Below are 20,448 nucleotides of genomic sequence, written 5' to 3' on the forward strand. Positions count from 1 at the left end.
GAGGATCATATTTCAGCATAACGATTTGAAAAAAAATTTCAATAGTCGATTTATTTTTGATCGGATGGCGTCATGGGTTTATTTTTGCCAGAAATGTTTGGAAAAAATAATGAGCAAGGAGAATATTTCCAGGCGGCCGGCGATCATGGCAAAAATGAGTACCCACTTACTGGACTGGTTCAGATAGGTAAAATTATCACTCACCGCCCCAAGCCCCACTCCGGCGTTGGATATAGTCACGGTAATGGCAGAAAAGGAGGTTAGAAAATCATTGCCCAACGCGATAAACACAATCATCAGGAACAGAAACAACGCGATGAAGACCGAGATAAACCCCCACATGGATTGCAAAACCGATTCGGGAAGCGTTTGTTTGCCGAACTTAATGGGAATGATCGCGTTCGGGTGCAGGAGATGATACATTTCCCGCTTGCTTTGTTTATAAATTAATAACGCCCGGATGACCTTGATGCCTCCGCTGGTGGATGCGGCACATCCGCCGATTAAAGAAGCCAGAATGATTAATACGGGTACGTAGCTTGGCCAATGACTGAAAGGAGCGGAGGTCAAACCGGTTGTTGTCGCTAAAGAAATGACGTTAAAGGTGCTTTTGATGACCGCGTGGTATTTGGCGCTGAACGATTCATAAAAAACCAGGCTCCAGGTCACCAGGCCAATCACGATAACCAGAAAGGCGATATAGCTGCGAAATTCCTCATCCTCCCAATAATGGCGAATACTTCTTTTTTTGAGAATCATAAAGTGCAAGGCGAAATTGGTTCCGCCAAGGAGCATGAAAAAGCAGGCGACCAGTTCAATAGCATCACTTTGATAATAGGCGAAACTGCTGTCATGCATGGAAAACCCGCCGGTGGAAACCGTGGAAAAACTTTCACCCAGTGCATCGAACCAATCCATCCCTGCCAGCCAGTAACAAATCATGCAAAGCAAGGTAAGCAAAACATAAATTGACCACAGTGCTTTCGCTGTTTGCGCAATACGAGGCGTCAGTTTACTGTCTTTCATAGGTCCCGGTGTTTCAGCCCGGTAAAGCTGCATGCCCCCAACGCCCAACATGGGTAAAATGGCCACGGCCAGGACGACGATACCCATTCCTCCCAGAAACTGCAGTTGCTGGCGATAAAATAAAATGGCGTGGGGCAAGTCTTCCAGATGATTGATGATGGTGGCTCCCGTGGTTGTAAAACCGGAAACCGATTCAAAAAAGGCGTCGGTCAGACTGTTTTTGTGTTCGCTGATGGCAAAGATAAAAGGAAGGGAGGCAAAAAAACACAGAACAATCCAGAACAGGACGACAATCAGAAACCCGTCACGAATTTTTAATTCCTGTTGTTGCTTGCGAAACGCGAAGGCCAGTAAGGCGCCGGTAAAAAAAGTACAGACAAAGGCAATGACAAACGGATGCCAGAAATCTTCATGAAACAAGGTGTTGATCAGTAACGGGGTCAGCATGCTGACACTGAACATCATCAATAACAAACCGATTAATCTCAAAATGGTTTTAATTTGCATTCGGTGCCTAACTCATGAATGTTAAAGTGACTTGAAACAGGGATTCAATCTGACGCACATATCGTTTTTTCAAAACCAGAACGGCCACATGATCGCCGGACTCGAAAACCAGATCAGGCGTGGTCATGAGTATTTTCTCATCACGTATGACGGCTATGATCGAACTGCTGGGGGGTAACTCAATTTCGGAAAGCCTGCGCCCGATAACCTGGGAACTTTGCTGATCGCCGTGAATGACCAGTTCAATGGCTTCGGCTTCGCCATTGTTTAAACGATGCACCTTGATCATATTACCACGGCGTAATTTGGCTAAAATACTGCCGATAGTAATAATTTGCGGCGAAATGGCGTAGTCGATGCTGCTGTCCTCAATCAGTTCGACGTAGGCGTTGCGATTGACCAGAGCCATGGCATGTCGTGCTCCCAGACGCTTCGCTTGCAGACAGGACATGATGTTGGCTTCATCGTCATTGGTTACCGCGCAAAACACATCGGTAAATTCGATGTTTTCGTTGATCAGTAAATCCCTGTCGGCGATATCGCCTTGCAAAACCGTGCCTTTATGGAGCTGGCATGCCAGATCACTGGCCCGTAATATGTTGTGATCGATGACCTTTACGCGGTATTTATTTTCCAGGGTTTGTGCCAGTTTGGTGCCTATGTGCCCACCGCCCGCAATAATAATACGCCGGTTGGGATGGGTGTAGCGGCCAAGCGCGATTAAAATTTGCTGGATGGCTTGCGCTGATGCGACGAATAACAGATTGTCCTCGATATTAATTTCATAGTCGGCATCGGGCTCTATCGCTGTTTTGTCCCTAAAAATGGCAACCAGCCGGGCATCCATCAGATCCAGATGTTTGTAGAGGTACTGGATGGTTTTTCCGACCATGACCCCGCCCGGTCGAGGGGTAATGGTGACAAGCAGCAGATTGCCCTCGGCGAAATCAAGAACCTGGGTAGCACCGGGGTAATCTATCAGATTTTCAATATGTTCCGTGACCAGCTTTTCCGGACTGATACAGACGTCAACCGGCACATGATCATTACAGAAAAGCTGAGGGTAATCATAATAATTCTGCGATCGAAGGCGGGCGATTTTAGTGGGTGTGCGAAATAAACTATAGGCAATCTGGCATCCCATCATATTGATCTCATCGCTATCGGTGACCGCGATTAACATATCGGCCTGCTCGATGCCTGCGGCGATAAGTATATGGGGGTAAGACGCCGATCCGGGAACTGTCTGGATATCCAGACGGTGCTGAAGTTCCCGCAGGCGGTTTTCATCGAGATCAACCACCGTGACATCATTGTTTTCACGTGCCAGATTGCGTGCCAGCGTTCCGCCCACTTCACCCGCACCCAGAATTACGATACGCATGGTAGTAATTCTCCTTCATAAACAAACGTTGCCGGGCCGGTTAATAAAAGCGCGCCGTTCACATCAGGCCAGTCGACGATCAATTCTCCGCCGGGCAATTCCACATGAACACGCTCTGCCAGATCATAAAAAAGCCGCCCCGCCACAACCGCCGCCACCGCGCCGCTGCCGCAAGCGCTGGTTTCGCCACACCCGCGCTCATACACACGCAATCGGATCCGGTGGGGAGAAAGAATCTGCATGAAGCCCGCGTTGGCCTGCACAGGAAAAAGAGGGTGTTCACTGATTTCCCGGCCAAGAGTGGTTACGGGGGCGGTATTGATATCTTCGACGATTGATACGGCATGAGGGTTGCCTACATTTACGGCGTGCACAGTATATTGACCGCCGGCGTTTAATGGCAATATATAAGATGTACTTTGTTCTTTAACTTGAATCGGTATTTCATCGGGGTGCAGGCAAGGTATTCCCATATCAACGGTTACCGTGTTGTCGTCGTTTAATTGCAACGTCATCATCGCCGTATGAGTCGCGACCCGGATACGTCGTTCGGAGATGAGCGCGTGTTTCTGCACAAATCGGGCCAGACAACGGGCACCGTTGCCGCATTGTCCCACCTCCTGGCCGTCGGCGTTAAAAATTCGATAAAAAAAATCGATATCCTCACGTTGGTCGGTTTCTACAATCAGACATTGATCGAAACCGACCCCGGTATGTCGGTTGGCCAGGCGAACGATCGTTTGCGGTGACAAATCAACCGTTTGGTGGATGGCATCGATCACCATAAAATCATTGCCGAGGCCGTGCATTTTTGTAAATTTCAAGGGCATGTTACTAAGCTCGTTGCCGGTTATTTATGGATTATGTGAGTCGCTGGTTCCTCCGTTGGCAAATAGAGAGGACCTTTTTGTCCGCAGGAAGCAAGGATACATACTGCCGTACTGATAATTAGCAGGTCGCGAAACAGGCTCATTACAATGTTCTCACAATTCTACTCCAAATAAATAGATTATATACCCGGGAAATTTCAAAATGCGAGAAAGATGCTATCCTTTGTTGCGTCTGTCCATGGTTTAAAAATGGGTAGTAGCGGCCCGCAAGGAGGCCTGCGGCCGTATTGCGGGTTTTACATGTCCCAATATTGCACCAGGAGAACTGGCGATTACCCGGGTGATACAGGATGAGGTGCTAGCTCCGCAAGCCGCGGTGTACCGGTTCTTGTTCTTTTGGGACGGTTTTTGGTTTCATAGTTCTTAAAACACGAATGGAATCGAGCATGGCCGGGGACACGCGCTGGTAAGAGCGGGGGTTGATGTAAATGGTTTCCTGCCTGGCTTCGGTTGTCTTGTCCGGCCTTGTTTCCTGCCAATCCAGGTTAAAAATTAATTCATCGGGGATGAGGGCTTCATCGTCACCATACCTGGGATTCACAGTTATATCGATATAAGGTACGGCATGGTCATCTGATGATAATTTTTGCGCAATGAATTGTTCAACCAATTCCAGGGTGTTGTAATTGGATGCCGCCGTTCCCGGGATCAGGTTTTCCTTGTTATGGTTACCGCCCAGAAAATGGGCAATGAGATGAGACCAGTGGTAGTCGCTGCCGCGATTTTTGATAATGACGTCGTGACCGTGAGCCTGAAACACGTCCCGGCACGATGCCCCGGTTAATTGTTTTTGACTGCATCGGCGTGTTTGACCGGCCCGGTCTTTAAGTTTTGCCAGTGTCGCGCGAAAGCGGGCAGGTCCGGGGCGTTCGTAGCGCAGTTTTGGCACCGTGTTCCCAAACAGCAGACTCTTTCTTGCGCCGTGTATCTCAGCCATCCCCCGACTGGCTTTATCTCCCACTGGCGTTACCGGCTTAAAGAACGAACCGGCGTTGTTTTTGATGAGCGGCCGTACCAGGGTTTTTCCTTCAGGTGTATGAAAGACTTCGCTATAGCCACGGATTGGTTTATGCGGTGACAAGGCACAATAGCGTATTTTTTGTTCTTTCAGGGGAGAGAAAAAAGGGGTGTTTGTGCTGTCGAGAATGAGAGGGTTATCGTTTGCGCTTTTGTTGTTACGTCGTTTGTGATGTTTGGAAAAAGAGTGAGAACTGTTTTCGTCGGTGGCTGGACGTTTTCTGGCGGTTCGCTCGTGTTGCTTTTTCACAGCCAGTGCGGAAACCACGTCGTCGTAAGGGATAGTCAGTATTTCCGATAATCCCGTTAAAATAGTCAAAGAGGATAAGCGTGTTGATGATGGAGAATTTTTGGCCAGATAATTATTAAGATCAAGCCACATTTGGTCAGACAGATCAAGACATTTGATGTTGGGAAACCGTTTGGTGATGACGGACTGCAGTGTTTTTATCCGGGGATGACTGCTAATTTGATCGCGTTCAATGGTTAGTTCGGATAGTTTCATTGTATTGTGATGTTTTTGATCATGGTATACATTAAATGAACATTATACCCGGTTGTTGGCACATAGCCAAGTTGAAACCATAACTTCCTTGCTATCGGACGATGGTTTGGTGATAATTTTAGTTTTTTCTGGAGACAAGGTGTTAAACGTTTATCTGAAAGAGTCGGCTCAACCGGCTCAGGCTTGCATGATCTGGATGCATGGGTTGGGGGCGGATGCACAGGACATGGCTGGTTTGGCCGCACAGCCTCAGTTCGCCCACTTCCCCATCCGTCATGTTTTTCTGGATGCCCCGGTGAGATCGGTTACTATCAACGGCGGTATGTCGATGCGGGCCTGGTATGATATTTTATCTCTTGATATTGCCGTTGATGAAGACAAGGAAGGCGTATTAAGCGCCGCAAAGGAAATTGCCGCAGTCATTGAGGAACAAAAGAAAACCGGTTTTGCGAGCCAGGACATTTATCTGGCCGGATTTTCACAGGGGGGCGCCATGGCGCTATTTACCGCCCTGCATCGGCACGAACCGCTCGCCGGAGTCATTGCCTTATCGGCTTATCTGCCGTTGCTCAACGAATGCCGCCCGACGCTGCCTGATACCACGCCTATGTTCATAGCCAATGGTCGCTATGATCCAATCGTACAGCCGGCCTGGACCAAAGAATGTTTACAGTGGCTGGGTAGCCATGGGTATAATCATGTCTCGCGTCATGAATACCCGATGGAGCATACTATTTGCCTTGAGGAAATGGATGATCTGGCTCATTGGTTGTCTTTGCGGTTACAGGAGAAGGGTCAATGACCATCGTTAAAAAATCGCGTGCGGTTCATTATACCTGTGAACAGATGTTTGAACTGGTTAATTATGTTGAACATTATGCCGAATTTCTACCTTACTGTGCCAAAAGTCAGGTGCATCACCGTGATGAAGACGAAGTGCAGGCCACTCTGGTTATCGCGGCGGCGGGCATGAGTAAATCATTTACAACCCGCAACCGGTTGCAAAAAAACAAAATGATTGAAATTCGATTAGTGGATGGGCCGTTCAAGCATTTGGAAGGGTTTTGGCGTTTTGACGAAACGCCTGAAGGCGGCTGCAAGATATCGTTTGATCTCGAGTTTGAATTCGCCGGAAAAATGTTTTCCATGCTCCTTGGTCCGGTGTTTGAGCAAGTGACTGATAAAATGGTGGACGCGTTTTGCGACAGGGCGCAAGCTATTTATGATTAATGTGGAGTTGATTTACATTGCTTCCGATCAGGTAGTTACCCATTTGCGAATGACGGTGGCAGAGGGAACAACGGTCGGTGAGGCTATTGCCCGCTCCGGCCTGGTGGCAAGTCATCCTGAAACCAGCGATTTGCCGGTTGGTGTGTTCTCAAGAACGGTGTCTGGAGACACAATCCTGAAAAACGGGGATCGTATGGAAATATATCGACCTTTGACGATTGACCCGAAACAAAAGCGGCGGGATCGGGCCAGGTCTGGGTTCACAGAACCTAGGTAAAGCGCGTTCGGGCGTTTAAAAACAATCCGTTTGAGAGTCGGCCGGGCGATTTTTGCCGGGTTGTTGAATGGGCAACCCGACCTGCGATGCGTTACTGTTTCGGACTCAGGGATGGTGCTCAATACGGACCAGTCTGTCCTGTTTGAAATACAGGGTTAAATTCCGTACTTCAAGGGGTTTGTTGCCCTTGCGCAGTGTATAGGCGTAGTCCCAGCGATTATTGTTAAACATCGGGCTTAACAGGCTTGTTCCCATTAAAATGGCTGCGTCCTGTTTGCTCATGCCCACGCGCAACCGCTCAATTTTGGATTGAGGCAGCAAATTTCCCTGTTGCACAACCCGCCGTGAAAAGTCATACGAAACGCAGCTGGTTAGGGTGAAGCCAATCAGGAAAAGAATAAAATACATTCCGGTTCGCATAATTTTTGCCTGCCATGAAAAATTTCGCCATAATACCATGTCATTAATAGAAAGACACCTGCCCGGCAGGAGTTTCAACAGGAGAGCTTATGGAAGAAGGCAGGCAATTAAAAGACGCTGGTTTAAAAATAACCATGCCTCGCGTTAAAGTCTTGCAAATCCTTGAGCAATCCCGTGACCACCATATGAGTGCGGAAAATGTCTATAAGGCGTTGCTGGATATGGGTGAAGACGTTGGGCTGGCCACTGTTTACCGCGTATTAACCCAGTTTGAAGCGGCGGGGTTGGTCTCTCGCCACAATTTTGAGGGGGGGCATTCGGTATTTGAGCTTAGCCAGGGGGAGCATCACGATCATCTGGTGTGTGTCAAATGCGGGCGCGTTGAAGAATTTTACGATGAAATTATTGAAGAGCGCCAGGAGCGGATTGCGGAACAGGCCCATTTTAAAATGACTGATCACGCCCTGAATATTTACGGATTATGTCCCGATTGCCAACACGGATGACCTGGAAGAAAAAATGGAGTTTGATTATATTATTGTTGGGGGAGGGAGTGCGGGATGTGTGCTGGCTTCACGCTTAAGCGCTGATCCCGGCAATCGTGTATTATTGCTGGAAGCCGGCAGTCCTTTTCTGGCCTCTCTGACCCAAATTCCCTATTTTACGGTATTGACGTTACCTCTCTGGTTTAAAAACTGGCATTATTACACGGAGCCGCAGCCGGGATTAAACAACCGGCGCGGCTACCAGCCCCGCGGCAAGATGTTAGGCGGATCGAGCGCGATAAACGCCATGATTTATATTCGTGGCCAGGCGACAGATTATGATGAATGGGCAAAATCCACTTCAAACGACTGGTCTTACGCATCGCTTTTGCCATTATTCAGGGATATGGAACATAACACTCGTATCCATGATGGCTATCATGGTCAGCATGGCGAGCTTTGGGTTGGTGATTTACCGAATCCCAATCCTGTTTCCGAGGTTTTTGTTCAGGCGGGTGCCGCTTGCGGTTATCCTCACAATGGGGATTTTAATGGTGAGAGTCAGTTTGGTGTCGGCCTTTATCAGGTGACTCAAAAAGAGGGGAAACGTCTGAGCAGCGCGGACGCTTTTTTATCGCCTGTCAAAACCAGATCAAATCTTGACGTGATGACTGGAACACGCGCTCTGAAATTATTGTTTTCCGGGAAACGCTGTCAGGGTGTTGTGGTGCGGGCTCGTGGCAAAACGATATCGATTACGGCCCGCAAGCATGTGGTTCTGGCAGCGGGAGCCATCAGTTCACCGCATCTTCTTCTTTTGTCGGGTATTGGTCCGCGTGAACATCTCGCTGCCCATGGTATTGATTGCATCCACGAACTACCGGGAGTGGGAGAAAATTTTCATGACCATCCGGACTATATCCTTAACTATCGCTCCAAACATCGGGACTTAATGGGTTTTACCGCGTCCGGTATTTGGGATATGGTCAAGGCATACCGTCGATACCGGCGGCATGGGGACGGAATGATGACCACCAATTTTGCCGAAGCGGGCGGTTTTTTGTCCACTATGTCCGGCGATGATCGTCCGGATATTCAGCTGCATTTTGTGCCAGGTATTATTGATAACCATTGCCACAATTTTCACTTCAGTCGCGGTATGTCCTGCCATGTCTGCCTGCTTCGTCCAAAAAGCCGGGGGTTTATTCGGTTGCGCTCCGCCAATCCCCTGCACGCGCCGGCCATTAACCCCAATTTTCTCGGCGAGGAAGACGACGTGCGATTGATGCTTCGTGCCTATAAGCAAACACAGGAAATTATGGAGCATGAATTATTCAACCCTTATCGGGGCAAAGCCATTTATTCCGCCACGGGTGATGAGGCGATCATGGATTTGCTGCGCCGGCGCGTCGACACGATTTATCATCCGGTCGGTAGTTGTAAAATGGGGAAAGATGAGTTGGCGGTAGTGGATGAACGGCTGCAGGTTCGTGGACTGGAAGGGTTAACCATTGCCGATGCTTCAATCATGCCGCAGGTTGTTTCCGGTAACACCAACGCGCCGGTCATGGTGATTGCGGAGCAAGCGGCGCGTTTTATCACGGAACCCGGAGCAACCAATCGTCATTGACGACATGATCTATCCTGCTGCATTCCAGTGTACAGTCAAAAGACCAAAATGATTGTTTAATATTCTTTGTGGTACAATAATTTCCTTGCTGAATTAGTTTGTAGAATGTCTGGGGATATAGAAAATGCGATCTGAATTGGTGGGGTCGGACAAAGACAACGATGCCGATAGGAAGTTTCTGAACGACCTGGGTCTGGCTTTGACTACAGCCCTGGAAAATTACCAGAGTTGGTACAACAAAGAGGAAGGGTATTTTCGTGGTGATCCAGGTTTTTTTAGTCGGTTAAGGCACGGCAAAAGCGGTCAAAAACAGGCGCAGGAATTCATAACGAGTGTTTTAAAAGAGGAAGATTCTTTCCATGCCGAGACGTTGGTCAACGCGTTTCTATCGGCAGCCAAAACGCCCTACGACCGCCATTCGTTTGCTTCCTTTCTTCTGGATGAATTAAAAAAAATAGAGGATTCCCGCTGGTCTGAGATTGATTGTGACCCGAAATCACGGTGTTATGATAAACCCGCGGTCATCGATTGTCTGGAGCGTCCTCCGTCCGTTTCACTGTCTCCCTCTTTAAGAATCTAGAACGCCGTTTCACTGCCTGTGTCCTCATGCCCCGATTATAACGACCGCAGCGATACCGCCAGAACGCTTGCCACCGCGGTGAGCGCGTGAGGTTTCCCGGCGAGGGCCTGATTTGTTTCTACCTCTATACCTGCATAATCGTCGGAGGAATATCGCTTTCGTAATGCGCAGGTAAACCCGTCACTGGTGCCTCGATAAGGGTAATTTAAGCGTACCCGCAGGGGAGGAGCGGTGTGTCTGATCTCCTGTTGCCAGCGTTTGGCTATCGTGCGCTCCGATGGTCGTTTGGGATCATACAATAACCCGATATCCGCGTTACGGCATTGCCCGTCGAGTATCGGAGTAAAGCTGTGAATGGACAAATGCCAGACTTGCCTGCCTTGTTTAATATACTCATGAATATGCGATTCGACTTGTTGGCGAAACGGCAAATAAAACTGTTGCTTGATGGTTTCCTTATCCGCAAGAGACAGGGAACGGGTAATCTCAGAAAAACAGTGGGGATGGCGCAGACTGCGATTACAGTCAATGAGCAAGCGCGTTGCCTGAGCTTTTACCAATGCGCAACGCAGAGATTCACTTAAATAATCGGCAATCGCAGACGCGCCAATATCCAGCCCCCGGTGTGAGTTGAGCAGATCATGATAAGGCTGGAACAGGGGTTCGTAAGCGTCAGGAACGTGATTGACGGCATGCTCGCAACTTAATAGTACAATAGCGGGTTTCATAATGCGGTAAAAAGTTGGTTGGCCAGCAGACAATGACCAAGTTGGCGGTACAGTCGTTTCAGGGTTGGCAAACTATGATCCTGCCCGCAGGCTCTTAACAGGCGCTCGCTTAAATTTCCCTGGGACAGGATGGTTTCCATAACGCGCTGGCTGTTGCTATCCAGATCGTGACTTACTCGTTCGATTAACTGATACCATACATCCCGGCAGTTTTTGACTTGCCGGGACAATTGCCACTGTTGAGAGAGTACCTTGTCGCCAATGGGGGTGTGCAAGCCTTGATAAATACTTTGCCGATATACGTCCACGAGAGGTTTATTATCGCAAGGGTTGTCAATAAAAAAGGAGGAGCTTTCAATCCAGTTTTTCAAAATGGCCACGATGGATCGAGCTATAGCGTAATCCGCCATGACACATTCCTGGGAATCAAGAATGCGTATTTCAATGGCGCCGTATTCAAATTTTGGAATGGCTGCCCGGGAGTTAAGCCATTCAAATTGCAGGATCCCCTTGGGATCGAAGGGGCGAATGGCGTCATACATGGGTAATAATATGTCACTTTGGTATTGTTGTGCCGACGTGATGAATTCAGGGATCACGTCACCGGTAATGGCCGGGATACGCTGCTGGTTTTTGTCGTAAAAATAAAGACGGGCATCCTGCATGCCGCTGAACGCGCCGTCAAGAAACGGGGTGCTCGCGCCAATAGCAGGCAAGAGAGGCAGAATTAAACGAATGGCGTTATGCAGCCGGCAAAATTCCGTATCGTCAGCAAATGGCAAATTAATGTGCATGCTTTGCAAATTGGCCCAGCCATGTCCCTCGCAATTAAACAAGGCGTCGTACTGCTGATAGATTTCCCGGTTGCCATGCGGCCAGCGTCTGGTTTCGGTGGCGGGGTTCATCCAGGGGTGGGCGCCGGTTGGCAACAGTATAAGATTATGGTGGTTTAGCAGCGGCTGTAATTGCATGATGGTGGATTGGAACTGATTGACAATCTCGCTGTCTGGCGGTTTGGGGCCATTGTTTTTCAATTCAAGCACATGCAGCACCAGTTCGTTGCTGACGGCGATGTCTCCCAGGGCGACCTCGTTCGTGAGTTCGCCGTCTGCGAGGGCTTGTAAAATCAAATCGCTTTTCGGCTGTACCTCCAGCGTGTCTTTGTCCACCAGCATGTATTCAATTTCAAGACCGATGACTGAGAAAAGCCTAAACATAACCATGTTTCCTGCGTATGCGTTGGAGAAAAACGTTCATTATCTGCTGATAGAGTGTTTCCCCAAGAATTTGATCCTCGATACCAAAATCAATATTGGGGTTATCATTCACTTCAATGACGTAATGGGTGTCGCCACAGCTTTTGATGTCCACGCCGTATAGGCCGTCACCAATCAGGCGAGCGCTCTTCAGGGCTGTTTTTACCACCGCTTCCGGGACATCGGTAATGGGTACGGTTTCGTGGGCCCCCTCTTTTTTTTCCTGCTTGGCCCTCCAGTTGTAAATTTGCCAATGATCCTTGGCCATGTAGTAACGACAGGCAAATATAGGTTTGTTATCCAGTATGCCGATTCGCCAGTCGAATTCCGTGGGAATAAACGGCTGTACCAAAACCAAATCGGATGTTTTAAAAAACTGGTTCAGGGATTTTTTCAGGGATTTGGTATCATCGATTTTGATAACACCATGGGAAAACGCGCTATCCGGTCTTTTCAGGATGCAAGGGTATTCAATAGCAGGCGGAGACTTGTCGTATTTGCTGATAAACCGTGTTTCAGGGGTAAGAATCTGATGGCTGCGCATCAGTTCCGCCAGATAGACCTTGTTGCTGCATTTGATAATGGATTGGGGATCATCAATCACAACCATGTTTTCCTGGGCGGCTCTTCGTGACAGGCGATAGGTATAGTGATTCACCGCGGTGGTCGCTCGGATGAACAGGGCATCGTACTCTGCAATAGTTTTGGTGTCGTTTTTTTCAATAAAATCAACATTTAAGCCCATGGACTCCCCGGTATTCGCAAAAAACTCCAGCGCTTTTTTATTCGATGGCGCGTTGGCTTCCGACGGATCCACCAAAATAGCCAGATCATGATAACGTTGTTTTTTTCGCCATTGATGAAATCGTTTTTTGGAGAGATAGTTTTCCGCCGATTCGCGCATGAATTCGAGATGGTTTTTGGGGATATCCGCCATGGAAAGGGCTTGTAGATTTTTAATACGCCATTGCTTGCGTTTCTCCAGGGTGAAACGAATCAGGGGAAGGGGAAATAAACCGTGCAGTTTTTTGGCCAGTGCCGCATGACATTTGGCCATGTTTTGCCCAAAATAAAGGCTGAAAATAAATTCGTTCCCTTTAATCTCATGCAGGCTGTGCTGCATCTCCTCATCAATATCCTGTGAGATCAATTTCGACAGGCTGGTATTTAAGACATCCTGGATACTGTGGACGGATGGAATCGCTTTGTGATCACGTGCATGGGCCAGCAGAGAGACGTAATAGCCAATCGTTTGATGATTATACGATTGACAAAGATTGATAACACGCATGGAGCGGCTTTGGTGATAATGTTCACTGGCCAGGTAATCCGAGGCATGAACAATGGCGGCCAGGGGGCTCAGGAAAAACCAGTTGTCCGGGTCATCGGTTACAATTATTGTTTGCATGGGATGCTCTTGGGTTGAATGATCAGTAAATTGGCATCATAGGTCAGCACACCAAGCATGATGGCGTTAATGAGCCGATGAATACTTACCTTGTAATAATTATCGTGTGAAAGCGGGTTTTCCCTGTGCGGGTCTGCGACAACAATCAGTCTTTTCCGGTTATCGTATCCGCAGAGGACAACAAAATGGCCGCAGGGTGTGCCTCTGATGTCATCGTAAAAGGCTTCTCCGGAACTGGTATATCGCTCCCTGGCGCTGCGGTACAGGTACGTTGCGCTTAAACCCGTTAATATAGGTATTTTTTTTTTAAAATAATCCTTTAGCAATTGTACGCTTAATGTTCGGAATCTTATCGTTCCCCCATGCAAAACGTATTCCATGTAAGCTTTACTCGCCTGGAGGATATCAGCTTTGCGTTTATAACGCATCTGGGCGGTCAGTTTTTGCAGTATAAGTTTGGAGTCGGCTTCGCCGTGCTCGAACCAGGTCGGATCAAAGATATTCAGGCTGTTGATATATATAGTCGCTTCAAAACCCTGTTGCAGCGCGTGTTTACCGAGCATGGGCGCCAGAGTTCCGCCTGAATGGGAACGTTCCACGCTGTGGATGACTTCTTCAAGAGGTATGTCGAGGCCATAATAATGGTAGATGGCCTGCAAGCTGGTCGGGCCGCAGCTTTCATCGTCTGGCTGGGTATGAATGCAAATATCAATCATAGGTTATTGAAAAACAATTAAACCTGAGCATGATTTAAACGTTAGTATTCGTGGCGGGAATTGTCAAATAAGCTGTTGTTAATAACGCTATAACGTATCTTGCGTATATAATGATACTGCGCTCATTATAATTATTTTTAGACCATAAGGGATCTCGTTTTGAGAGGCGATGGATTGAAATCAAGACATTATTTTATCTGCCATATTCTGGCAAGCATGGCTTATCTGGTTGCCGTGATGGTTGTTGTCGGCTGGCTCACGCACGAGCCGCAATTAACACAGCCTCGTCCGCAATGGGAAGCCATGTCATTTTATACGGCGCTGTGTATCATGCTGACTGCGGCGGCTGTTTTTACCCTGCCCAAAAATCTGTGGTTAACCCTGCTGTTTAGCATGGTGTCAGCAACCATGGCCGTGTTTATCCTGATGGATTATCTTTTCGGCTGGAATTTTTATCAGAATCAGTGGGGAGGCGCGCCTTATCGGATTATCCATGATCTTTATCCCGGAGGCATGGCTCCGAACACGGCATTTTGTGTATTGTTTCTCAATCTGGCTATTGGGTTCTATTCTTTTTCCAACAGCGCTTTCAGCCGCATCATACAGATGACGTTTTCAATCCTGGTTGCAGGTATTGGATTCATGGTTTTGACCGGCTATTTACTTGGCATTGAAATAGTTTATACCTGGCCTGGCGTGTCAGCCATGTCCTTGTACGCCGCTTTTTGCGTGACGCTGTTGGGTATAGCCTTGAGTATTGTTTTTTATGTTCGACACCACCGGTTTTATGTCGGTCATGGTGTCTTTCAGACTATCTCCATACTTGTGGCGGGCAATTTGTTTTTTCTTTTGCTTTGGCAAAATTTCGCACAATCAGCATTCTTGCAAATACGTGAGAGTATCAATGCGGACGGTGTCATGATTGCCAATGAGATTGAATTAAATCTGCAGCGCAATTACCTGACTGCCCGACGTTTTTTTATTCATCTTGGTAATCCGGATGTTACCCTGAATATTATCAGACACGATGCTCTGGATTTTTTAAGTGATTTACCAGGTTTGGCGTTAATAGCATGGCAACGTGATAAATTGTATCAAATTTGGTCTGAAGAACCTTCGTTCAAGGACGATGTGATACGAATTAGTCAGGCATGCCGGCAGGGAAAACAAAAAAATAATATTTTTACCAATATCATCTCCGGCTTGGCTACGAACGGACGTACGTTTTTATGTATGGACTATAATCGGGGCCACCATAGTCTGATGCTTTTTAATGTACAGGAAATGGCTGCAAACGCGATGGTGCGGACCAACACAAGTCTGACCGGAATGACGATTCAGTACGAAGATGATATTATTTTCAGGAAAATCAATGAAGCGTCTCCTGGTTTTGCCCGCCAATGGATGAGTACGTATCGGTTGCAACTGGATTTTTTATCCGAACCTGTCGTTTTTAAATGGTGGCCATCGCCCCGTTATGTCACGAATCACACACCCTGGTTGCCTACCGTTACTATTTTGCTGGGTTTAATCATTACCTGTCTTTTAGCGTTGGTCAATCATTTGAAAAATCGTGTGGTTCTCGATAATTCCCTGTTAAAAACATCCATTAGCGATAAAACCAGAAAGCTCATGGAAATGGAGTCGAAATATCAGCGTATTTTCGATAACTCCCCTGATTTGCTGTTATTTGTTGACAGTGACTGCCGGATTATTGAATGTAATCAGACTTTTATGAGTACGATGGGAATCACTCGGAAAAAGAATATTACCGAGCATACGGTTTTTGAGGTTCTGAGCATACAAAATACCTCGTTGGCAAAAAACATCCTCAATCGCATTTCAGACACGGGGATGATAGACAATCTTGAACTTGATTTGGTGAATCAGTTTGATACCACAAGCAGGATGATGTTAAAGGTAAATCCTCTTGTTTTACAGGATAAACGGGAAGGTTATTTATTTAGTTTCCGTGATATATCCAATATCAAGGCTTTACAGGAAGAATTGGCCTCCAGAAAGTACAGTGAGAATTTATTTCATGAAAACAAGGCGATATATGATCTCATTCTGGATGAAACCACGGATGGCTGGTGGGATATTAATCTTGAAACCGGGCAATGTATGCTGTCTGGCAAATTGCTGAACTCATTGGGGTATGATAAGGAACATTTTAAACCCGGAATTGATTTTTTCCGTGATCATGCGTTGCCGGAAGATTTTAAGGCGCTTGAAGATAATCTTAAAAAACACCTGGCCTCCAAAGGAAGATACCCACTTCATCAGGAAGTGCGTTACCGCCATCGTAACGGCAGTCTGGTATGGATTCTTTGCCGAGGGCAGGGCATTGTTGATCCGGATGGTAAAATACGGCGTATCGTCGGTACTCATATCGATATCAGTCCTCTGAAATTTGCCCAGGATAATCTGTCTTTAAAGAATCTTGAATTGAATCTTATTTACAAAACCACCCGGCTTATTCTGGTTCAGGATGATATTAATGAAGCGTTTAAATCCTGTCTGCTGATGATTGGACAGGCCATGCGGTTTGTCGTTGGTATCGTTTATCGCTTCAATAAGGAAAATTATTGTCTGGAAGCCGGTACCGTCTGGCATCAGGGTATGGATGAAGAAAGCGATGCTTGTATCACAGCAATGAAGCGGTTGAAAATCAGGGAAAAGGAAGGGTTTGTCGGACGTGTCTGGCACGAGCGGAAAACACTCTGGTTTGAAAAGAATGGCGGCGACAGTGTCACCGTTGAACAGTCGTTATGTCCTCATTTTCGTTTTGAGGGTGCTTTGGCATTTCCTATTCTTGTTGCCGATAACCTCTATGCGGTTTTTGAATTTTTTTGCCGGGATGTTCATTTAAAGACGGGTGAAGAGCTTGACATGATTGATGTTCTTGCCGCCCAGATGAGTCTGGCTGTGGAACGAAAGCTGGCTTATCATCAGTTGCAGCATCTGGCGTTGCATGATGAATTGACGAAATTGCCAAACCGTCGTGCCTGTATGGAGATGCTTGATCTGGCGCTAAGCAAGGCCAGGCGTAATCATACGGAATTTGCCTTGATGTTTATTGATCTGGATGATTTCAAGAAGATCAACGATGATTTTGGACATCACGCGGGTGACGTGTTGTTAATAGAAATTACCGGGCGTTTCAAGGAGTCCTTGCGCGCCCATGACTATCTCGCCCGTCTGGCCGGAGATGAGTTTTTATTGATCGTGACCGATTTGGCAACCCGCTCCATCCTCACTTTACTGGCCGAACGGATAATAGAGTCCTTATCGCGGCCAGTGATCATCGAACAACATGAGATAAATGTTTCGGTAAGTATTGGTATTGCGGTTTTCCCCCAGGCTGGCGAAACGGTCGAATCCTTGTTGCAAGCGGCGGACAAAGCCTTGTATCAGGCAAAAAAAGAGGGTAAAAAAGGATTTTACTTCAGCAGTTCAAAGTGAGAACAGGGTTTTTAATAATTGTATCGAGAAGCAGGATAAGGGTACCAGCAGGCCAAAGGCAACGATCACCAACACGGGTAATACAAAATTTCTGTCCAGTTGCGCGGTATTTGTGAGCAGTTTCTCCGGTCTCGTGAGCAGCCTGATAATTAAATAAACCAGAATCAGTAACCCGTAATTATGCAGGGAATAGATAGTTAACCGATGCCAGAAAGACGAGTCCATGTGAACCGATTTGATATAGTCAAAAGGTAAATTGATAATGAAAAATCCGGTAAACCACAACACGGTAATTATGGGCGCCGTCTCCCGATCCCTGACTAATTGCTGCCAGGTTAAGGCCAGGGGCAGCAACAAGATTGAAAAATAGTATAACCATCCGAACGGACTGAGGAGAAGCGTGATGGCTAGTGTAAGGCAAAAAGGGTAGTGCCTGTTCACCTCGGGAGAGTTGTTGCCCATTTTTTTGATGTACCAGATCAGTATCAGCAATGAAGCAACAATATAAATAACCTGAATGGTCAATACGGACTGCGCCTGGTGGCCGGGAACAACAAATAATCGATATAAAAAACCATAAAGCGACCCATTCCAGCTGTCGCCGTACCATGTGACATGACGCAGCATTTGCAGATACTCACTATATATGCTCAGGCCAAAGTAATACACGGGAAGAAGGCTGAGAACAACTGTTGTCGCCAGAAGATATCCTGCGACGCGATAACGCCGTTGTTGCCAGGCCATAACAAGAAGAAGGCCGGGAAAGAATTTGATGGCCGTAATGAATCCCCATAAAAATCCAGCCAATCGATCATGACGGCAGGCATACGCGTAATAGCCTGTCATGACAAAAAATAATACAAAAGCGCCCATTTGAGCAATGGCGGTGTCCATAAATGTCATAAAAAGCGATAAATAGACAAGAAGTAATACCGGCCATATTTTTTGCAGTATCGCTCGTTGAAAAGCCAGTTTGGCAGCAATGGCTGCCCCGGCCAGGCCGGCGATAAAATTAAGCAGGGTCCATACGGGAAGCGCGAAGCGATAGTCGAGGTGTGCCAGGGGTTGCAACAAGAGCAGAAAAAAAGGGGGATTAAGATTGGTGGGTAATTTTTTTGCCTTTGGCCTGGAAGAGGTTGATGGAATGGAATAAGGTTTCTGTTCTTGTGTCAGGGCTGCCGAGGTTGAATAAAACGAGGAGAAATCCACGCGTAATTGTTGGGTGAACTGAAGATAAAATATCAGCGCATAGATGAGAGTGGCCGCTAAAAGGCTCAATGGTCCATAATAGGCTTTCATTATAAACCCTATCAGTTTATGACTTTCAGGGATAATTCAAGGTCGAAGCAGGCGACTTCTTCCGGCGTTTCGGGATAATGAATCAAGGCGCGGATACGTATCATTTTATTGATTCGCTCTCCGGATGCTTTGGATTCCACGATCATGGCATGGACGTCATCGCCTTGTTCGCAGACAAAATAAACATCGCTTTCCGGGCGGCGAAGGAACTGTGCCTGAAATGATTTGAAAACCAGCGACACCTTCAGCTGATTTTTCGCCGCATAATAAAACCCGTGTAACCCCCCGGCCAAATCAGCGCCAACGGACAGGGCACCAAAATACATGGAATTGAGATGATTTTTACTACGTCTTCTCAAAGGTAATTTCACCACCACCCGCTGATCGTCTATAACCAGTAATCGGGGTTTCAGATAGCCAATCATCGGGACTTTAAAGCGGCTGAAATACCAGAGAAAATATTTAAAGCGGGTTAGCACGCTCATTAACTCTCCTTGGGGGTGCCTACTTGCAGTTCGGAGATGACTTTTTTGACCCCCCGAACCGCCGTAACCCGTTTCACGATGGCTACGATGGATTTGTTTTGCTTAACCTGGCCGGATAGTGTCACAGTTCCGTTGCTGGTCGTCGCGTTGATCCCGACTAATGGAATCGATTCATCGTCAAATACTTTCGCCTTGAGGACGGCGGCTTCCACTTTGGCCGTAATGTAGGCATCGGTGAAGGAGGTATTGACCGGTTTGATGATCAGGTCTTCAATCTCCACCGCTTTGACGCCTTTGGTATTTTTTGAGAGTCGCAAGGCGTCAACAAAGGCTTTACGATTGTTGACATGCCCGCTTAGGGTAACCACACCATCCTCTGTTGAAACCGATATTTTTAATGGATTGAGATCACGATTTTTAGTAAATTTTGCCGTTATTTTGGTGGTAATGACCGAGTCGCTGATGGTTTGTTCGATGTCTTCCAGTTTTGTTTCCGCATGAGCAATACCGACCAGCAGGATCAAAAATAGACTGACGATAAAATTGATTAATGGGCGCATGGCTGCAAGGTTTTGGAATAATAAGGTTAATAGTATACCACATTTGATTGCCTCACCATAGTGGCCTTGCAAGTACGCAATGCAGTCTGACGCAGTACTCAGTATTTAAATTTCATCATGTTAAGACTTTGAATCATATAGGGCGGATCAGACGCTTTCAGTACCAGCACGGAAAAATCCACTCGTCCCCCCAGTTCCGGGATGGCAATGGACAGATTAACGCGCCAGTATTCCATGCCTGAGAAAAAGCCTTGTTCCACAACCTGGGCATTGCTTAATACCTTGGGGTGTAGAACCAGATGATTGTTTTTGACAATGCCAAGCCCATCCCCAAGGAACATGCCCAGTGCTTCCCAGGCATCGTTGGAATAATAGACCCGGTTTGCGTTCAGTTCCTTCTGGATTTCCTGATAATTAATGGAAAGCGTAGTAACAAGTACCTGTTGAGTCCAGTTGGCGACCTGGGTGTTATCCGCGTAACTGCTTGCGGGAGCCAGCAGGGCATACAATAACATGAGCAAGCAAGAATTCTTGGTTTTCATGGATTCCTTCCTAAGATCAATTATTGCATAGTAGTGCT

Annotated in this window: 21 protein-coding genes; 7 read left to right on the plus strand and 14 right to left on the minus strand. The window is 47.1% G+C overall.

The genetic code is table 11. From position 1 onward, the window contains the following. Nucleotides 1–78 precede the first annotated feature (78 nt). The 5 genes from CKW05_RS02175 to CKW05_RS02195 all read right to left on the minus strand — a co-directional run bounded on the left by CKW05_RS02175 (nucleotide 79) and on the right by CKW05_RS02195 (nucleotide 5,329). Nucleotides 79–1,533 (minus strand): TrkH family potassium uptake protein, encoded by a 1,455-nt coding sequence (locus CKW05_RS02175; protein WP_058483694.1) that lies wholly within the window; start codon nucleotides 1,531–1,533, stop codon nucleotides 79–81. A 7-nt stretch (nucleotides 1,534–1,540) separates the two neighbouring features. Further along, on the minus strand, nucleotides 1,541–2,917 hold the full coding sequence (gene trkA, locus CKW05_RS02180) for a Trk system potassium transporter TrkA (protein ID WP_058483693.1): 1,377 nt from the start codon (nucleotides 2,915–2,917) through the stop codon (nucleotides 1,541–1,543). Then, nucleotides 2,905–3,747: a diaminopimelate epimerase gene (gene dapF / locus CKW05_RS02185; RefSeq protein ID WP_058483692.1), complete on the minus strand. Its 843-nt coding sequence runs from the start codon at nucleotides 3,745–3,747 to the stop codon at nucleotides 2,905–2,907. Before dapF ends, trkA begins: the two co-directional genes overlap by 13 nt. A gap of 20 nt (nucleotides 3,748–3,767) precedes the next feature. Next, entirely contained in the window at nucleotides 3,768–3,890 is a 123-nt protein-coding gene (gene lptM, locus CKW05_RS15620; protein WP_082642787.1) for an LPS translocon maturation chaperone LptM, read from the minus strand. Nucleotides 3,891–4,105: 215 nt separating this feature from the next. Continuing rightward, nucleotides 4,106–5,329 (minus strand): DNA/RNA non-specific endonuclease, encoded by a 1,224-nt coding sequence (locus tag CKW05_RS02195; protein ID WP_058483691.1) that lies wholly within the window; start codon nucleotides 5,327–5,329, stop codon nucleotides 4,106–4,108. A gap of 154 nt (nucleotides 5,330–5,483) precedes the next feature. Between CKW05_RS02195 and CKW05_RS02200 the strand changes: the two genes are divergently transcribed. The 3 genes from CKW05_RS02200 to CKW05_RS02210 are packed head-to-tail and all read left to right on the plus strand — an operon-like array spanning nucleotide 5,484 to nucleotide 6,836. Then, nucleotides 5,484–6,131, plus strand: a complete 648-nt coding sequence (locus CKW05_RS02200; protein WP_165481201.1) for an alpha/beta hydrolase — start codon at nucleotides 5,484–5,486, stop codon at nucleotides 6,129–6,131. After that, nucleotides 6,128–6,559, plus strand: coding sequence for a type II toxin-antitoxin system RatA family toxin (locus CKW05_RS02205; protein ID WP_058483690.1), 432 nt, complete (start codon nucleotides 6,128–6,130; stop codon nucleotides 6,557–6,559). The genes CKW05_RS02200 and CKW05_RS02205 overlap by 4 nt, the downstream gene beginning before the upstream one ends. After that, on the plus strand, nucleotides 6,552–6,836 hold the full coding sequence (locus CKW05_RS02210) for an RnfH family protein (protein WP_058483689.1): 285 nt from the start codon (nucleotides 6,552–6,554) through the stop codon (nucleotides 6,834–6,836). Before CKW05_RS02205 ends, CKW05_RS02210 begins: the two co-directional genes overlap by 8 nt. 105 nt (nucleotides 6,837–6,941) lie before the next feature. Here the strand turns inward: CKW05_RS02210 and CKW05_RS02215 are convergent, their stop codons facing one another. Continuing rightward, nucleotides 6,942–7,256 carry an outer membrane protein assembly factor BamE gene (locus CKW05_RS02215; RefSeq protein ID WP_058483746.1) on the minus strand — a complete coding sequence of 105 codons (315 nt, stop codon included), beginning with the start codon at nucleotides 7,254–7,256 and terminating at the stop codon, nucleotides 6,942–6,944. Nucleotides 7,257–7,345: 89 nt separating this feature from the next. Between CKW05_RS02215 and fur the strand changes: the two genes are divergently transcribed. The 3 genes from fur (at nucleotide 7,346) to CKW05_RS02230 (ending at nucleotide 9,951) form a co-directional block, all read left to right on the plus strand. After that, nucleotides 7,346–7,762 carry a ferric iron uptake transcriptional regulator gene (gene fur / locus CKW05_RS02220; protein ID WP_058483688.1) on the plus strand — a complete coding sequence of 139 codons (417 nt, stop codon included), beginning with the start codon at nucleotides 7,346–7,348 and terminating at the stop codon, nucleotides 7,760–7,762. Nucleotides 7,763–7,775: 13 nt separating this feature from the next. Continuing rightward, complete coding sequence (locus tag CKW05_RS02225; RefSeq protein ID WP_058483687.1) at nucleotides 7,776–9,371, plus strand: GMC family oxidoreductase; 1,596 nt, start codon at nucleotides 7,776–7,778, stop codon at nucleotides 9,369–9,371. Between the two features lie 124 nt (nucleotides 9,372–9,495). Further along, nucleotides 9,496–9,951: a hypothetical protein gene (locus CKW05_RS02230; protein ID WP_058483686.1), complete on the plus strand. Its 456-nt coding sequence runs from the start codon at nucleotides 9,496–9,498 to the stop codon at nucleotides 9,949–9,951. Nucleotides 9,952–9,986: 35 nt separating this feature from the next. Here CKW05_RS02230 and CKW05_RS02235 read toward each other — a convergent pair whose 3' ends face one another. Genes CKW05_RS02235 through CKW05_RS02250 form a run of 4 tightly spaced genes read right to left on the minus strand, consistent with a single transcriptional unit; the run spans nucleotide 9,987 to nucleotide 14,059 of the window. Beyond that, nucleotides 9,987–10,679, minus strand: a complete 693-nt coding sequence (locus CKW05_RS02235) for an N-formylglutamate amidohydrolase (RefSeq protein ID WP_058483685.1) — start codon at nucleotides 10,677–10,679, stop codon at nucleotides 9,987–9,989. Beyond that, the gene (locus tag CKW05_RS02240) at nucleotides 10,676–11,896 is read right to left on the minus strand and encodes a carboxylate-amine ligase (protein ID WP_231950665.1); all 1,221 of its coding nucleotides are present in this window, start codon (nucleotides 11,894–11,896) and stop codon (nucleotides 10,676–10,678) included. The genes CKW05_RS02235 and CKW05_RS02240 overlap by 4 nt, the downstream gene beginning before the upstream one ends. Then, on the minus strand, nucleotides 11,889–13,343 hold the full coding sequence (locus CKW05_RS02245; protein WP_058483683.1) for a RimK family protein: 1,455 nt from the start codon (nucleotides 13,341–13,343) through the stop codon (nucleotides 11,889–11,891). Before CKW05_RS02245 ends, CKW05_RS02240 begins: the two co-directional genes overlap by 8 nt. Continuing rightward, the gene (locus CKW05_RS02250) at nucleotides 13,331–14,059 is read right to left on the minus strand and encodes a C39 family peptidase (RefSeq protein WP_058483682.1); all 729 of its coding nucleotides are present in this window, start codon (nucleotides 14,057–14,059) and stop codon (nucleotides 13,331–13,333) included. Before CKW05_RS02250 ends, CKW05_RS02245 begins: the two co-directional genes overlap by 13 nt. A gap of 159 nt (nucleotides 14,060–14,218) precedes the next feature. On the opposite strand from CKW05_RS02250, the gene CKW05_RS02255 reads away from it, so the two are divergent. Further along, complete coding sequence (locus tag CKW05_RS02255) at nucleotides 14,219–17,524, plus strand: diguanylate cyclase domain-containing protein (protein WP_058483681.1); 3,306 nt, start codon at nucleotides 14,219–14,221, stop codon at nucleotides 17,522–17,524. Here CKW05_RS02255 and CKW05_RS02260 read toward each other — a convergent pair. The 4 genes from CKW05_RS02260 to CKW05_RS02275 form a co-directional block, all read right to left on the minus strand. Further along, the gene (locus CKW05_RS02260) at nucleotides 17,516–18,823 is read right to left on the minus strand and encodes a glycosyltransferase family 87 protein (RefSeq protein WP_058483680.1); all 1,308 of its coding nucleotides are present in this window, start codon (nucleotides 18,821–18,823) and stop codon (nucleotides 17,516–17,518) included. The genes CKW05_RS02255 and CKW05_RS02260 overlap by 9 nt on opposite strands. Nucleotides 18,824–18,834: 11 nt before the next feature. Then, the gene (locus tag CKW05_RS02265; protein ID WP_058483679.1) at nucleotides 18,835–19,308 is read right to left on the minus strand and encodes a PaaI family thioesterase; all 474 of its coding nucleotides are present in this window, start codon (nucleotides 19,306–19,308) and stop codon (nucleotides 18,835–18,837) included. After that, a complete protein-coding gene (locus CKW05_RS02270) occupies nucleotides 19,308–19,868 on the minus strand; it encodes a BON domain-containing protein (RefSeq protein ID WP_058483745.1) in 561 nt (186 codons plus the stop codon). Before CKW05_RS02270 ends, CKW05_RS02265 begins: the two co-directional genes overlap by 1 nt. A gap of 98 nt (nucleotides 19,869–19,966) precedes the next feature. Beyond that, nucleotides 19,967–20,410, minus strand: coding sequence for a DotI/IcmL/TraM family protein (locus CKW05_RS02275; protein WP_058483678.1), 444 nt, complete (start codon nucleotides 20,408–20,410; stop codon nucleotides 19,967–19,969). Between the last annotated feature and the right edge of the window lie 38 nt (nucleotides 20,411–20,448).

The sequence above is a fragment of the Legionella spiritensis genome (assembly GCF_900186965.1).
Lineage (GTDB): Bacteria > Pseudomonadota > Gammaproteobacteria > Legionellales > Legionellaceae > Legionella_C > Legionella_C spiritensis.